Genomic DNA, 14,869 nt, shown 5'->3' on the forward strand with positions numbered 1-14,869 from the left:
TGCGGGGGTGCTGTTTCTTGTGTTTTTTTTTTTTCGCTGGGGGGAAGGGTGGGGTTCTTTTCTCCCCCCCCCCCCTTCCTGCACTCGGTGGTCAGAGACCGATGTCTGCTGCCTTCACGAAGCCGGACTCCACGAGCGTCGGCTCGACGTCGTCCTTCGCCACGACCACGGGATCGAGGAGGTAGGAGGGGACGACCTTGGTGCCGTTGTCGTAGGTCTCGGTGTCGTTGACCTCGACCTCCTCGCCGGCGACGATCGCCTGGATCATCGACTCCACCTGGCCGCCGAGCTCGCGGGTGTCCTTCCAGACGGTCATCGACTGCTGGTCGGCCAGGATCGCCTTGACGTTGGCGACGTCGGCGTCCTGTCCCGTGATGAGCGGCCAGTCCGTGCCCGGCTTGTAGCCGGCGGCATCCAGGGACGCCTCGATGCCGAGCGCGAGGCTGTCGTTGGGTGAGAGTACGACGTCGACCTTGTCACCGCCGGTGTAGAACGACTGCAGGCGGTTGTCCATCTCGGCCTGGGCGTCGTCGGAGCCCCAGCCGAGGATGCCGATGGCCTTCCAGCCGTCGTTGTCCGCCGGCGACTTCCCGGAGGGGACGACCAGCTGGCCGGACTCGACGTAGGGCAGGAGGACGTCCCACGCCCCGGCGAAGAAGAACGCGGCGTTGTTGTCGTCGGGGCTGCCCGCGAAGGGCTCGAGGTTGAACGGGCCCTTGCCGTCGGCCAGTCCGAGCTGCTCCTCGATGAACTGGCCCTGGAGCTGGCCCACCTTGTAGTTGTCGAAGGTGGCGTAGTAGTCCACGGCCTCGGTGCCGTTGATCAGGCGGTCGTAGGCGATGACCTTGACGTCCTGGGACGCTGCGTCCTCGAGGGCGGGCCCGAGGGTCTGGCCGTCGATGGCCGCGACGACGAGGATCTTCGCCCCGCCGGCCACCTGGTTCTGGATCTGGCTGATCTGCTGGTCCGTCTTGTTGTCCGCGTACTGCAGGTCGACGGTGCAGTCGGCGGCTTCGAGCTTCTCCTTGAGTCCCTCGCCGTCGTTGATCCAGCGCTCGAGGCTGCGGGTGGGCATGGAGATGCCGACGTTGCAGCTGGTGGTGGCGTCGTCGCCCTCGGCTTCGGGGGCGGTCGATCCGGCCGGCGCACAGGCCGACATTCCCGCTGCGACACCGACTGCCAGCAGGAAGGCCGAGACATTCTTGATCGTGGTCATGGGTTGAGCCTTTGAAAAGGATCCGTCCGGGTGGCGGCACGCCCGGGGCAGGGGCCGGAGGTAACGGTCGGCATGCCTTGGTGTGCCTTATGGCTGGATCGAGCTGATACAACGCTGTAGCGCCCGGTCGATGTCACCATCGACGATATGTAGGCGAAGACAACATATCCGTGGAAGGCAGGCTGCGACAAGGGTGTGGGCGAACGTTATCGAAGTGAGACGTTCGGGGGTGATCAGGCGCTCCGGGCCTTCCGGGCGCGGTAGGCCTTGACGTGCGTGCGGTTCGCGCAGTTGCCCATGTCGCAGAAGCGCTTCGAGCGGTTGCGGCTGAGGTCCAGCACCACTCCGTCGCAGTCCTCGGCCGCGCAGGAGCGGAGGCGGTCGAGTTCGTGACCGCGGATCACGTCGGCCAGCGCCATGGCCGCCTCGGTCGCCATCCGCTCCTCGAGCGGCGCCTCGGGTGCTGTGGCATGGAGGTGCCAGTCCCACTCGTCGTGCCGGACGAGCTGGGGGAGTGCATTGGCGCGCCGCAGGATGGCATTGACGAGCGCGACGGCGTCGTCCTCGTCCGCGAACCAGAGGACCTCCAGCTCGGCGCGCAGTGCGCGCACGGCGTCGAGTTCCGCCTCGGTGCGTGTCCGCGAGCCGGAGAAGCGCTGCTCCTCGAGGAAGCGGTCCAGGCCTTCCAGGGTGTCCAGCGGGTCGACGTCGTCCTTCGCACTGTTGATGAGTGCGGCCGCGGACGCGAGCGCCACCTCCGTGTCATAGGTGAAAGACATGTTGACTCCTGACATCACGAACCCCTAGTGTCACGACCATAACCACTTGTCACTCATGACACCACTTCTCGACCCGAAGGAGCGGACGTGCCCCTGCGCCCCACCGCCGGCCTCTGGCTGGCAATCGTCTCCGCCGCGACGTTCGGCGTCTCCGGACCGTTCGCCAAGTCCCTCCTCGAGATCGGCTGGAGCCCCGGCGCCGCCGTGGGGCTCCGGATCGGGGGTGCCGCCGTCGTGCTCCTGGTCCCGGTGCTGATCGCCATGCGAGGCCGCTGGGCGACACTCCGCGGCAATGCCCTGACGATCGTCATCTACGGGACCACGGCGATCGCCCTGTGCCAGCTGTTCTACTTCAATGCCGTGCAGCGCATGTCCGTCGGGGTGTCGCTGCTCCTCGAGTACCTGGCGCCCGTGCTGATCGTCGGCTTCCTGTGGCTGCGCTCGCGGAAGGCGCCGCAGGTCCTCACGATCATTGGTTCCGTCACGGCCGTCCTCGGACTGCTGCTCGTCCTGGACCTCACGGGTGACACCCGGCTGGATCCCGTCGGCGTGCTCTTCGGTCTCGCCGCGGCCGTGTGCCTCGTGGTGTTCTTCCTCATGTCCGCGAAGGTGGACGAGTCCCTCCCCCCGCTCGTGATGGCCGGCGGCGGGATGGTGGTCGCGGCGGGAACCATAGCGGTCCTCGGCCTGACGAACATCATGCCGTTCCGGTTCGTGTTCGCCGACGTCTCCCTGGCCGGGGCGACCTACAGCTGGATCGTGCCGGTCGCCGTGCTCGTCCTCGTGGCGACGGTGGCCGCCTACGTGACCGGGATCCTCGCCGCGCAGCGCCTCGGGTCCAAGGTGGCCAGCTTCGTGGCGCTGACCGAGGTGATGTTCGCGGTGCTCGCGGCCTGGCTGATCCTCGGTGAGCTGCCCGGACCCCTGCAGCTGCTCGGCGGGCTCCTGATCGTGGCCGGCGTGGTGTGCGTGCGGCTGGACGAGCTGCGGAGCGCGGACGCCGCAGGGACTGCCCTGCTCGACCAGCCCAACCCGGTGGAGCCGTTGCCGCGGGGGTGACGGCGCGGACGAAGCAGCGTCGTCATGCTGGGTCGGGTTCCGGCGGTGAGGTGAATGTCGATAGAGTGCCTACACATGGCTCAGCAGGGGGCTCGACCAACGCCTTCCCACGGAGTCGATGATGAGCCCTCACACCTCACCTGCGAGACCGGACCTGGTGCGCCGACCGGCCCAGGAAGCCATCGCACAACCGCGGCCCAACTACTTGCGCATGTCGATGCGGGAACTGCGCGTCCACGCCAACCGCCTGTACCAGGCCCTGGACATGGAGAACCCGCCGGAGAAGGCTCGCTACGAGTACCGGCTGGTCAGCGCCATCCTCCTGATGCGCGCGGACCTCGCCCGACACCGTCTTGCGGTGCAGGCGCATACTGAGGCATGACCACTCGCCCGAAGACCGACGATCCGCTCGTGCTGCCGGTTGTCCTGCCGGCGCCGACCCCGGCGAGTGTCCGCCGTCGTCCATCCCACAGGGCGACTGAATCCAACACCTCCCTACGAGGACTCGCCAAACGACGATCGGACTCGATGACGCGACTGGGTGCTCGAGCAACCCGGGGCAGCCGACAGTCCGTCGTCATGCGTGGTGCTGCGCCTGTCGTCGCTCCTGGCATTGCACCTCCTGCGCTCACCGTCCCGAGCTCGCCCTGATCGCGACGGGCTCAGAACGTGGCGACACCGATTCCAGGAGGGCCCTGGCCGAGCTCCCGCACCTGAGGGATCTCAGCCAGGACCACAGAGCCCGATCATCGCGGTCGCCCCAGAGGACGAAGGAGACGAGAAGCTGATGCGCATCTTCACTCGCCACGCAGCCCGGCAGCCCACGGTCACGGACGTTCGTGCCTTCCGCACGGCGGGACGGGGGCCGGCCTCGACCCCAGCTGACGAGGACAGTTCCGGGTCGGCGACCGCCCGGAAGCAGGAAACCCGTCCATCCTCGGGGACTCCACGCGCCGTCGAGCGCATCCGACGCACGATCGCACCAGGATCAGGACGACTGCTCGTCCGTGCGCGCAGGTCCGTCCTTCGGACGTATCCATGCTGACAGTTGCCGAACCACACTCCGATCCCACGGCCGCGCACGAACCTCGTCCGCTACTGGTTGCAGTACGCGAGGCTTCCTCAGTGAATCCTGCCCTCGAATGGGCTGCACGTCGTGCGCGTGACACCGATCGTGCGTTGATGCTCGTTCACGCTGTTCCGAGTGCCGATCTGATGCCGCCCGGCACCCGATACGGGCCTGTCGTCGAACGGGGCAGAGCTCTGCTGCAGGCCGAGTCGCTGCGCCTGGAAGCGCGATCACCGGGACTCAGGACGAGTACGTACCTGCATTGCGGAGATGTCGTCCATGCTCTGCTCGGCCTGTCCGCCGGAGCTTCTCTGCTCGTCGTCGGAGCGGACAGGATGAACACCCGCACAGGTGTCTTCCAGGGATCCGTGGCGATCGAGGTCGCGCTCGGGTCCGCGGCTCCCGTGCTCATCGTCCCGCTCGGTCATCGAGGTGGTGGTCAGAACGGGACGGGGGCAGGACACGTCGTCACGGGCGTCGACGGGTCCGCGGAGTCCTACGAAGCGTTGAGACGGGCAGCTTTCGAAGCCAACCGGATGCGGACACCCCTGAGAGTTGTGGAGGCCGTCCGGCCGTCCTCACCGGCCACGGAGGCGCGGACAGTCAGTACGTCGGCGATTCTGAGCGCACTTCGGACCGCGTACCCGGCCCTGATGGTGAGTTGGATCGTCGATACGGTGCATGCGCCTGCCCGTGCGCTGGCTCGACACAGCCGGGATGCCTCATTGCTCGTCATCGGGCGGCACGGGAAGGGTGCGAGAGCAGGGATGGGACTGGGATCTGTCACCCACGCGGTCCTGCTGCGGCCTCCCTGCCTCACCCTCGTCATCCCGGCACCGGATCAGATCCATCGGCGTCCAGGCGTCTGACCTCATACGCGGGGAGTTGCTATGTCGACCTGGGCGGCGACGCGGACGGAGGTGGCCGTGAGCCGCGCGGGTACCCCGGTACCTCGTCAGTCGAGGAGAGGAAGTCGCACGAACTCGGCTCTGGGGCGTTGGGGGAGCTCATCGATCAGCTCGTTCACAGCAATGGCAACGGTGTTCCGTTCGCTCTGCGACAGTTCGTACACGCCGTGCAGATAGGCGTCCATCTCGAAGAGCTCCAGCTGCCCGCCGATCGCGTAGTAGTGGACCCATAGATCTGCAGACGTCAGACCGGCATGATGGACTGCCAGATGAGTGCTCCGTTGTTGCGTGTACGCGGTCATACCATCGCCTGCTCAGGCTTCAACCGGGAACGATCATGTCCATGTTCCTGAAAACACTCCTGGGGACCCGGACCGGACCCAGACGAACACCTTGATAAGCCAGCTTACCCTCTGTGTTACCCACAAGACCTGGCAGAAGCTCGCTGACCGGTTGGAAGGGCCCAGCAGGTGTCCACTCCTGACCGCGACGGCTGCCGCACATGAAAGAGCAGGGGCCGGCACTCCCCGACGGTGCCGGCCCTGCTGCGGTCATGCTTGTCGAAGTCAGCCTTCGACGGCCGCGATCTCGTTCGGAGTGCCGGGGAGCTCGTCCGAGGACGTGATCTCACCGGTAGCGATGTCGACGGCGTGGAGCTTCTTGGCTGCGGGATCGGTGATGTACGCGGTGCCGCCGACGACCTTGATGGCGGGGTGCGGATCCTGCCATTCGACCGGGCCTTCCCACGCGTCGATGACCGGCAGGGAGTCGGTGATCGCACCGGTCTCGGGGTCCATCGAGTGCAGGGCTCCGTCGGAGGCGAGGATCAGGACCTCGTCGTTCGGTCCGCGGGCCACGTCACGGAAGGTGTACTCGACGCCCTCGGGCAGGTCGATCACCGTCATGGTCTTGGTCTCGGTGTCGATCAGCGTGAGCTGGTGCAGGAGGTAGCCCTCGAGGTCGGGGTCGTCCTTGTAGTCGCCGGCGATGATGGGGCTGGTCTCGCTGACGTACGCGTTGCCCATACGGCCGAATTCGTCCGGCGCGTCGATCTTGGTGATCTCGCCGTTGTCGTAGACGAGTGCGCCGTCGCTGCAGCCGAACACGACGGCCTCGTTCATGGCTGTGCCCTCCCCGTGGACGGAGGGGCACTCGTCGCTCGTGGCGACCTCGTTGCCGTCGGCGTCCAGAACCTCGATGCCCGAGCGGCTCTCGGAGTTGCCGACGGTGGTCAGGAAGGTGCCGTCGTCAAGAACGATGGAGACACCGTGGTGGGCTTCTTCGCCTTCGATGACCTCGGTCGCCGGGAGGCTTTCGGGATCCTCGAGGAGATCGTCGGTGGTGTAGATGGTGGTGTCGCTGGTGCCGTCGGCGTAGAGGATGGTCTTGTCGCCGTGCTGGACCACGTGGCCGGCGGTGTCGGCCTCGAACATGAGGTCCGTGAGCTTCGGTTCCGCCTGCTGTGAGCCGGAGGAGTCGGTCCACGTGCCGAGGTCCAGGACCTGGAAACCCTCGGGCACGGTGACGAGGGCGTGGCGTCCGTCGCCTGCGGGGTTCAGGCGCGTGAAGCCGTCGATGGGCAGGTCGCCCTCGAGCTCCAGTGTGGTGCCGTCGAGGACCACGATCCCGCCGTCGTAGGTCAGGGCGACGCGGGGCGTCTGCTCGCCGGCTGCAGCGGCTGAGGTGGTGGTCTCCGGCATGGCGGACGTGTCTGCCGCCGGTTCCGAGGGGGACCCGCAGGCGGTCATCAGGAGGGCGGAGGTAGCGACCGTGGCTGCGAGGGCCAGGCGCTTCGGGCGGTACGGGAGCGGGTTCGTCGTCATCATCGTTCTTTCTGTGTTCTGGACTTTCACGGAGAGAGTCCGGCGGCGATGCGTTCGGTGTTGGTGCGCATCATCGTCAGGTACGTGTCTGCGCCCTCGCCCGGGTCGGTGAGGGATTCGGTGAAGAGCTCGACGACGTCGACGTCGATGTTCGCGCCGTCGGCGAGTACCTGGACGAGGCGGTCGGGTTGGGAGGACTCGGCGAAGATCGTGGTCACCTGTGCTTCCTCGATCGCTCCGACGAGGTCGCGGAGATCGGAGGCACTGGGGGATGCGAGGGTGGTGCCTCCCGGGATGACGGCCCCGATGAGCCGGAAGCCGTACCGTTCGGCGAGGTAGCCGAAAACGTGGTGATTGGTGACGAGGTTCCGCCGCTCCACCGGGATGGCCGCGAAGGCTTCGGTCATGGTCCGGTCGAGATCGGTGAGCTCGGTCTTGTAGGCCGAGGTGGAGGACTCGACGGCTTCCGGGTCGATGTCGTCGATCCTCAGGGTCTGCTCCTGAAGTTCGTCGACGACCTCGATCATGAGTGTCGGGTCGGTCCAGAAGTGGGGGTCCATGGACCCCTCGGATTCCCCCTCCGCATAGGCGAGGGGTTCGATGACGTCACCGGCGACGAGGAGGGGTACGTCGTCGGACTGGGCGCTGTCGATGTGCTGCTGGAGCCCCTCTTCGAGGCCGAGCCCGTTGGTGACGATGAGATCGGCCTGCCGCATCATCGCCCCGTCCTGCGCGGAGATCTCGAAGGAGTGCGGGTCGGCATTGGGTTGCATGAGGACGCGGACCTCGGCCTCGTCGCCGACGACGTTCTGCACGACGTCGCCGAGGATGTTCGTGGTGACCACGATGACGGGCTTGGTGCTCCCGGCGGTGCCGCACCCGGAAGCCCCGACCATCGTTGTCACGGCCAGGACCAGTGCCACGTACCTACGTGTTCGAGTCATCGCCCGACCTCCACCAGGTGCGCGGGGACGGTGTCGGTGTCGAACGTGCGGGCGATCCGGGCGTTGTCGGCGAAGTCGATCTCGAACAGGGTCTGTTCGGCCGGGGCATTGAGGTATGCGCGCTGCTGGTCGACGGTCAACTCGACCCCGGTCATCAGGTCCGGGTCCTGCAGGGTCTGGGGTAGCAGGGGTCCGGTGGCGGCAATCACCTCGTCGGTCTCGGCGGTGAGGACGAGGATGCGGCCGTCTGCGGCGAGGGCGACGACATGGCCTTCCCGGTCGTCGACCGCGGAGACCTGCAGGAGCGGGACTTCGGTCGGGACGAACTGCCATGAGCGTTCCCGGGTGTCCAGCAGCCAGGCGCCCTGGTCCCCGGCGACGGCGGCGACCGTGGGGCGGCCTTCACGGGCCCGGAACTCCGTGGCCTTGGGCGCGTCCATGTCGGCCGGGTAGGGGATGCGCTCGTAGCTGACCTGATCGCCGTCAAGGGTTGCCAGGAGGGCGCCGTCGTCGCAGCCGATGACAGTGCCGACAGCTGTCGCGATGGTGCCCTGGGCGTCCACGCACTCGGCGGACGTGCCGTCCATCGGTCGACCGTCCTTGTCGTATGCCTGCACGGACGCGGCGGTGCCCGTGCTGCCGGGTTCGGTGAGGAGGGTGAGGTCCGAGAGCGGGACGAGCATCCCGGCATGTGGTTCTCCGGAGAGTTCGGTGCGGACATCGAGCTCTCCCCTGGCCAGGGCATCGTTGTCGAACACGGTGCCCTTGCCGCTGTCGGGGAAGTAGACGCCCGTCCCCGATGAGCCGGAGGTGACGACGGCTTCGCCGTCGCCTTCGACGGTGCCGATGGTTCTGGGTTCGCCGCTGTAGTAGTGGAAATGGTCCTCGTGATCCCACGTCCACATGCCGCTGTCGACGATCGTCAGGGCTCCCGTGGTCGCTGAGGACGCGAAGAGGTACCGCCCGTCCGTCGAGGTGCTGCTGATCTCGGGGACATCGCCGACGGTGGTGGTCGTTCCATCGGCGAGGTTGAGCAGGTCGATCCGTCCGCCGGTGTCCAGGGTCATCAGGTAAAGCTGCGGTTCAGCGACTTCCGTGGAGCCCTCGAGTGTTCCGTGACCGTCGCCGATCTGGGGCGAGGCCGAACTGGAGGCGGCCGGAGGGCCACTGGTGATATCCGCGGAGGGGCCGGACGGGGTGGTGGTGGAGCAGGAAGTAAGAGTCAGGGCGAGCAGAGGGAGGCAGAGCACAAGAGTTTCAGGCGTTCGCACGAAGGGCTTTCTGTGATGGACGTTCCGGTTCCGAACCGGCTGGACGATCGACGTTCTGTGGAGAACTGTCAGAAGAGGTGGTGCGCCGGGTCATGCCGCGGACGATGCTCGACATGGCGGCACAGGCGATGGCGGCAAGGGCGATCGAAGCGCCGGCGGCCGTCCCGTGATGCCACGAAGCCAGGAGCCCGAGGAAGACCGAGAACGCCCCGATCAGGGCCGCAAGCCCCATGGTCGTCGGGATGCGCGTGGTCCACGCGGCAGCGGCGACAGCAGGGGCGAGGAGCAGTCCGATGACCAGCAAGGCGCCCACCGCCTGGTAGGAGGCGACGACGGCCAGGGTTACGAGTCCGACGAGGAGTACCTGGGCCGGCCGGGGACGCAGTCCCATGACGTGGGCGACGCGGCGGTCGAAGGCGAGGGCGACGAAGGAGCGGTGGAAACCTGCGGTGATCAGCACCGTGAGAATCAGTGCGCCGGCAAGGAGCTGAACCTCGCTGGGCCCGATGGCGAGGACGTCGCCGAACAGGGTGGCTGTGGCATCGGTCGCGAAGCTGCGGGAGTGGGAGATGATGATGACCCCCGCGGCGAGCATGCCGACGAAGAAGAGACCGATGCTCGTGTCATGGGACAGCCGGCCCCGCCGGGCGAGGAAGCTCACGCCAAGACTCATCACCACGGCACTGCAGGCCGCGCCGAGGATGACCGGGACACCCGCCAATGTCGCGAGGGCCACGCCGGGCAGCATTCCGTGCGCCATCGCCTCCCCGAGGAACGCCATGCCCCTGATGACCACCCACGTGCCGACCACGGCGCAGATGGCGGCGCACAGCGAACCGCCGATGAGAGCACGCAGCATGAAGTCCGTGGAGAAAGGTTCGAGGAACAGGGTCACCCTGCCACCCTAGACTTAAATGAGTTTCGTTCTCAATATGCTAGTTTCGTGGGATGCCTTCCGCTCGACGCGCCTCCTCCCCGCCTCAGCAGCACTTCAGCAGATCCAGCCCGCCCCCGTCGGACTCGGGGGCTGGTTCATCGGGGCCGATCGTGCTGACGGATGTGTGGTTCGATCACGACGGAGTCGACGCTCTGCGCGGCATCACCCTGTCGATCCAGCCCGACGCCGTCACGGCGATCGCTGGACCCAATGGCTCAGGAAAATCCACGCTGCTGGCGGTGCTTGCCGGGGTGCTGGCACCCCGCCGCGGAACGGTGTCGATATCCCGGAATGCGCGCAGGGCGCTTGTCGTCCAGCGCAGCGAAGTCTCCGACCGCATGCCGCTCACGGTTCGCGACGTCGTAACCATGGGTCGCTGGTCCACGGCGGGAATGCTGCGACGCCTGCACGCCGAGGATCACCGCATCATCGATGAGTGCATCGACCTCGTCGGCCTGGCCGGCTATCAGAGCCGGCCCCTGAATGCGCTGTCGGGAGGGCAGCGACAACGCGCCTTCCTGGCTCAAGGACTCGCACAGCGCGCGGACATCGTCCTGCTCGACGAGCCCACCACCGGTCTGGACGCCACCACACGGGCCCTCGTGGCAGAGGTTCTGGTCGCGGAGCGGGGTCGCGGGGCAACCGTCGTCTGCGTCTCCCACGACGAGACCACCCTTGCCGCGGCCGACCACATCATCACCCTCGATGCAGGTCGCATCTCGCCCGACTCCGGAACGTCTGGTGGCCCGGCCATCCCGCGGTCCCATGCGCGGGTCGACGGAGCCGGGGTATGCCGGCGGGGCTGATCCGAGGACGGAGGCCTGGATCCCTGTCTGCGGATACGGCGTGTTGCGTAGTCGGACGTGGAGCCATCAGCTCAAGGGCGCTCAGAGGCCGTCGGGAGGACTTCGAATCACGGTGCACATGAGAGGGGGTGCCAGCTGTCGCCGGCACCCCCTCCGATGAGTGTTGGCAGTTACTTGGTGGTCATTGGGCCGAATGTCGCGTCGATGTCGGCCATCTCCATATCGGCCGTCGCCTGGATCAGGTCGAGCAGTTGGGGGTCGAGCCCGGGGGCGAACTCCTCCAGCCGCTCGGGGGCGATCTCCGACGGCACGCCCTCGGGGGCCTGCTCGCTGGCGTCGAGGGTCGTTCCGTCGTTCGACGGGGACAACCCCTGGTAGATCTTGCCGGCCTCCGACTGACCCTTGAGATCGAAGGTGTACTGCTTGCTCTGCAACCCCAGGTCGAGGAGCTTCTTGACCTCGGGGAACTGCTCGGCGTTGGTCTTCGGGATCGGTAGCAGCGACTTCCAGTTCACCCCGAGGGTCTCGAGGGCCTTCGCGTAACCGTTCTCGTGGGCCTGGTCGCGGACGATCAGGTAGGAGATCGTGGAGCGGGCGGTCTTGTTGTCGGTCATCTCGTACATGCGGCACTTCTGCAGCCGGCCGGTCGCCTCGAGCATCAGGTTGTACAGCAGGTCAAGGGGAAGGTTGCCCGAGTTGTACACGTAGCTGCCGCTCCAGGGATTGCCCGCCGAGTCGACGGGCAGTGCACCCTGTGCGCCCACGAGGTAGTGGTGGATGTTGCCCTGGGACAGGGCCAGGTTCAACGGGATCGCGCCACCGGCCCCCGGGGTGTCCAGCGGATCCTCGAGCTTGCCCTGATAGCGGGGGGAGCCGTCGAGGAGCCGGGAGATCGTGGTGCCGATCAGCTCGACGTGGCTGATCTCCTCGGTGCCGATGCCCTGGATCAGGTCGCGGTAGGGCTTGGCGGCTGCGCCACGGAAGTTCATGCTCTGGAACAGGTACTGCATCATGGTGCGCATCTCGCCGAACTGCCCGCCGAGACCTTCCTGCAGGGCGTTGGCGGCGGCGGGATCCGGCTCGTCGGGGATGATCTCGTTGATGAGCTGCTGAACGTGGAAGAACATGGAACCTCCTGATGACAGGCGGAAAAGGAAGCCGCCTTACCTTCACCTTCCACCGCCGGACCCGAGACCACAAGTGGGCAGCGACCTGCTGCGAGGGAGTTCGAACGAATGCCTGGAGTGTGCACCAGCGCGCAGCGGTATCAGGGGCGAAGCACCTAGTCGTAGGAATGCCGACCTGGACGTTTACATGAGGGACAGGGTGAAGGAGAGGACGAAACCGGCGGCGGTGCTCATGGCTACTGCGGGTCCCCCGTGTTCATAGGCTTCGGGCATGAGGGTGTCGGCCAGGGACGCGATGACAGCGCCGGCGGCAAAAGCCAGGGGCAGTGAGATGGCTTCCGGGTCTGCCCCTGAGAGGGGGCCGGCGCCGATGAGGACGGCGGCAACCAGGAGGACGGCACAGGCTCCCCATAGGCCGAGTATCTTCGACGTCGATGAGCCCTGGGAGCGCATGGATGATGCTCCGACGAGGGCTTCGGGGAGGTTGGAGACGAAGATCGCAGCCAGCAGGGCAAGGCCTCCGGTGCCTCCGCCCAGTGCCACGCCGAGGGCGACGTTCTCCGGGACCCCGTCGAGCGTGACGGCGGCGAGCAGGGCCAGGCCTGCCGCGCCGCGTACTGAGGCTTGGGACGCGGGATGGTCCGAAGCGGCAGCGTCGGTGTCCAGTTTCACGCTGCCTTCGTGCTCGTCGGCCGGTGCGGGATCCTCGCCGGCTTGGGCCCATCGATCGAGCAGGGCGCTGAGGACGGTGAAGACGAGAGCGCCTGCAAGCAGGCCCAGTGCTGCCCGCCAGATACCACCCTGTTCGAAGGCGTCCTCGAACAGTTCGAAGGCCAGGGCTGTGATCAGAGATCCTGCGGCGAAGGACAGCAGGATTGCCAGCACCCTCTTGGGCAGGTTGAACCGCACATCGACCAGCGCCCCGATGATCAGCGCGCTGGAGGCCACCACACCGAACACGAGCGACATCATCATGCGGCCAGTATGCGACCACGACAGGGGCCAGGCCAACGACGACGGCGAGAAGCCCTTCTCTCAGGATCTACTTCGACACGCACTGCAGTGCGCCTTTCCACCTCCCGTCGCTAGTAGGGCGCTTCTCAAGAGTTCTCGGCGGCGTCACTCACGCCGACAACAAGCCGTTCCTGACTTGGTTGCAGAGGAATCACGCTGATCTTCCGGCGCATCCGGATGCCGGCGTATGAACGTGAGTCCGCCGATCTCTTTCGAGCATCGCGTCGTCAGACGCCTTCGGGTGGTGCACAGGTTCAGGAGCGCGGCGACCGGAGGCGTGAAGGTGTTCAGGTGCCGATGATGGTGAGCCAGCCGGCGAGGGCGAGGAGGGTGATGATGAGGACGGGGATGGTCAGGAGGATCCCGGTGCGGAAGTACTGGCCCCAGCCGATGTGGATGCCCTTGCGGTCCAGGACGTGGAGCCAGAGCAGGGTGGCGAGGCTGCCGATGGGGGTGATCTTGGGGCCGAGGTCGGACCCGATGACGTTGGCGTAAATCATCGCCTCCTGCGTCAGCCCGGTTGCTCCCGCGGCCCCGGTGGCGAGGGAGGCGATGAGGACGGTGGGCATGTTGTTCATCAGGGACGCGAGGACCGCGACGAGGACGCCGACGCCGAGCGCGGTGATGAGCACGCCGTTGTTGCTGATGGCCGAGAACACGCCGGCGAGTTCGTCGGTGAGGCCCTGGTTCCGCAATCCGTAGACGACGAGGTACATGCCGATGGAGAACAGGACGATCTGCCAGGGTGCTTCCTGCAGGATCCGCGGAACGGAGATCCGACCGTTCGGGAGCGTAGCCGCACCGCCACCAGCTGAGGAGGGGGACGCATCGTCGTTCACGTCCGAGCTGAACGTGCCAGAGGCCGGGTGGGCACTGTTCGCTGTGGCACCGGTGGGGCGGTGGGCCGCTCCGACAGTTTCGTAGTCGAGGTCGGCTGCCTGCCCTGCCGCATCGATCTCGGACACAGGTTCCTGCATCGCCGGGACGGGCATGCGTGGGAAGAGGAAGGCAGGTTTGCGGGATGCCACCAGCATGAGGACCACTGCGCCGACACCTGCCACGGCGGACAGTGGGATGTGCAGTGGTTCGGCGGCGAAGTAGCCGATGAGCAGGACTCCGAGAATGACCCACCCGGTCTTGAAGGTCAGGGGGTCCGCGATTGCCGACTCGGGTGTCTCGAGGGCGCTCATGTCGTAGGTGCGGGGGATCACCGTGCGGAAGAACAGCAGGAGAACGCCGAGGCTCGCGGCGACGGACACGATGCCGACCGGGACCATGACCGCGGCGTAGCGGGCGAAGCTGATGTCGAAGAAGTCGGCGGTGACGATGTTCACGAGGTTGGAGACGACCAGGGGCAGGCTCCCGGCGTCGGCGATGAAACCGCAGGCGATGACGAATCCGAGGGACGCCTTCGCGGGGAATTTCAGGGCCAGGAGCATCTGGATGACGATCGGCGTGAGGATCAGCGCCGCTCCGTCGTTCGCGAACACGGCCGCGATCGCGGCACCGAGCAGGACGATGAGGGTGAAGAGCAGGCGCCCGTTGCCTCTGCCCCAGCGGGCGACGTGCAGGGCCGCCCATGTGAAGAACCCGGATTCGTCGAGGATGAGGGAGATGATCACGATCGCGACGAACGCGAAGGTCGCGTTCCAGACAATGTCCCACACGACCGGGATGTCCGACAGGCTCACCACCGTGGTCAGAAGCGCGAGGACCGCGCCGCCGAGGGCGGACCAGCCGATGCCGAGGCCTTTGGGTTGCCAGATGACCAGGGTCAGGGTGGCGAGGAAGATCAGGACGGCGACCACGGTCATGGCAGTCATAGCAGCAGGGCTCCTAGCAGGAGGGCAGGAAAAGACGCACCGACGAACTCACCTGTGGGTGTGAGGTGAGGTTGTAACGGGCTCGGAAGCGAA

At 66.6% G+C, this 14,869-nt stretch carries 14 protein-coding genes; 4 read left to right on the forward strand and 10 right to left on the reverse strand.

The window, feature by feature from the left end:
- Nucleotides 1-91: 91 nt before the first annotated feature.
- On the reverse strand, nucleotides 92-1,216 hold the full coding sequence (gene chvE, locus ACX80U_RS18075; RefSeq protein ID WP_459269428.1) for a multiple monosaccharide ABC transporter substrate-binding protein: 1,125 nt from the start codon (nucleotides 1,214-1,216) through the stop codon (nucleotides 92-94).
- Nucleotides 1,217-1,449: 233 nt separating this feature from the next.
- Entirely contained in the window at nucleotides 1,450-1,995 is a 546-nt protein-coding gene (locus ACX80U_RS18080) for a CGNR zinc finger domain-containing protein (protein WP_459269429.1), read from the reverse strand.
- An 87-nt stretch (nucleotides 1,996-2,082) separates the two neighbouring features.
- Between ACX80U_RS18080 and ACX80U_RS18085 the strand changes: the two genes are divergently transcribed.
- The 3 genes from ACX80U_RS18085 (at nucleotide 2,083) to ACX80U_RS18095 (ending at nucleotide 4,992) form a co-directional block, all read left to right on the forward strand.
- On the forward strand, nucleotides 2,083-3,054 hold the full coding sequence (locus ACX80U_RS18085) for an EamA family transporter (protein WP_459269430.1): 972 nt from the start codon (nucleotides 2,083-2,085) through the stop codon (nucleotides 3,052-3,054).
- A gap of 121 nt (nucleotides 3,055-3,175) precedes the next feature.
- A complete protein-coding gene (locus tag ACX80U_RS18090) occupies nucleotides 3,176-3,436 on the forward strand; it encodes a hypothetical protein (RefSeq protein ID WP_133079911.1) in 261 nt (86 codons plus the stop codon).
- Between the two features lie 656 nt (nucleotides 3,437-4,092).
- On the forward strand, nucleotides 4,093-4,992 hold the full coding sequence (locus tag ACX80U_RS18095; RefSeq protein ID WP_459269431.1) for a universal stress protein: 900 nt from the start codon (nucleotides 4,093-4,095) through the stop codon (nucleotides 4,990-4,992).
- Between the two features lie 86 nt (nucleotides 4,993-5,078).
- On the opposite strand, the gene ACX80U_RS18100 is transcribed toward ACX80U_RS18095, so the two are convergent.
- The 5 genes from ACX80U_RS18100 to aztB all read right to left on the reverse strand — a co-directional run bounded on the left by ACX80U_RS18100 (nucleotide 5,079) and on the right by aztB (nucleotide 9,964).
- The gene (locus tag ACX80U_RS18100) at nucleotides 5,079-5,333 is read right to left on the reverse strand and encodes a hypothetical protein (protein ID WP_459269432.1); all 255 of its coding nucleotides are present in this window, start codon (nucleotides 5,331-5,333) and stop codon (nucleotides 5,079-5,081) included.
- Between the two features lie 264 nt (nucleotides 5,334-5,597).
- The gene (aztD, locus tag ACX80U_RS18105) at nucleotides 5,598-6,854 is read right to left on the reverse strand and encodes a zinc metallochaperone AztD (RefSeq protein WP_244185965.1); all 1,257 of its coding nucleotides are present in this window, start codon (nucleotides 6,852-6,854) and stop codon (nucleotides 5,598-5,600) included.
- A 26-nt stretch (nucleotides 6,855-6,880) separates the two neighbouring features.
- The gene (aztC, locus tag ACX80U_RS18110) at nucleotides 6,881-7,798 is read right to left on the reverse strand and encodes a zinc ABC transporter substrate-binding protein AztC (protein ID WP_459269433.1); all 918 of its coding nucleotides are present in this window, start codon (nucleotides 7,796-7,798) and stop codon (nucleotides 6,881-6,883) included.
- Nucleotides 7,795-8,865, reverse strand: a complete 1,071-nt coding sequence (locus tag ACX80U_RS18115; RefSeq protein ID WP_459269434.1) for an ABC transporter — start codon at nucleotides 8,863-8,865, stop codon at nucleotides 7,795-7,797. Before ACX80U_RS18115 ends, aztC begins: the two co-directional genes overlap by 4 nt.
- Before the next feature lie 190 nt (nucleotides 8,866-9,055).
- Nucleotides 9,056-9,964 carry a zinc ABC transporter permease AztB gene (aztB, locus tag ACX80U_RS18120; RefSeq protein ID WP_459269435.1) on the reverse strand — a complete coding sequence of 303 codons (909 nt, stop codon included), beginning with the start codon at nucleotides 9,962-9,964 and terminating at the stop codon, nucleotides 9,056-9,058.
- 152 nt (nucleotides 9,965-10,116) lie between these two features.
- Here aztB and aztA point away from each other — a divergent pair, with 152 nt between their 5' ends.
- Nucleotides 10,117-10,812: a zinc ABC transporter ATP-binding protein AztA gene (aztA, locus tag ACX80U_RS18125; protein WP_459269436.1), complete on the forward strand. Its 696-nt coding sequence runs from the start codon at nucleotides 10,117-10,119 to the stop codon at nucleotides 10,810-10,812.
- A 170-nt stretch (nucleotides 10,813-10,982) separates the two neighbouring features.
- On the opposite strand, the gene ACX80U_RS18130 is transcribed toward aztA, so the two are convergent.
- From ACX80U_RS18130 to ACX80U_RS18140, 3 genes are all read right to left on the reverse strand, one after another.
- Nucleotides 10,983-11,939: a manganese catalase family protein gene (locus tag ACX80U_RS18130; protein ID WP_133079904.1), complete on the reverse strand. Its 957-nt coding sequence runs from the start codon at nucleotides 11,937-11,939 to the stop codon at nucleotides 10,983-10,985.
- Nucleotides 11,940-12,122: 183 nt separating this feature from the next.
- Nucleotides 12,123-12,914 (reverse strand): ZIP family metal transporter, encoded by a 792-nt coding sequence (locus ACX80U_RS18135; protein WP_459269437.1) that lies wholly within the window; start codon nucleotides 12,912-12,914, stop codon nucleotides 12,123-12,125.
- A 326-nt stretch (nucleotides 12,915-13,240) separates the two neighbouring features.
- Entirely contained in the window at nucleotides 13,241-14,776 is a 1,536-nt protein-coding gene (locus ACX80U_RS18140) for an arsenic transporter (protein ID WP_459269438.1), read from the reverse strand.
- Nucleotides 14,777-14,869: the final 93 nt, after the last annotated feature.

The organism is Arthrobacter sp. TmT3-37, from assembly GCF_054510835.1.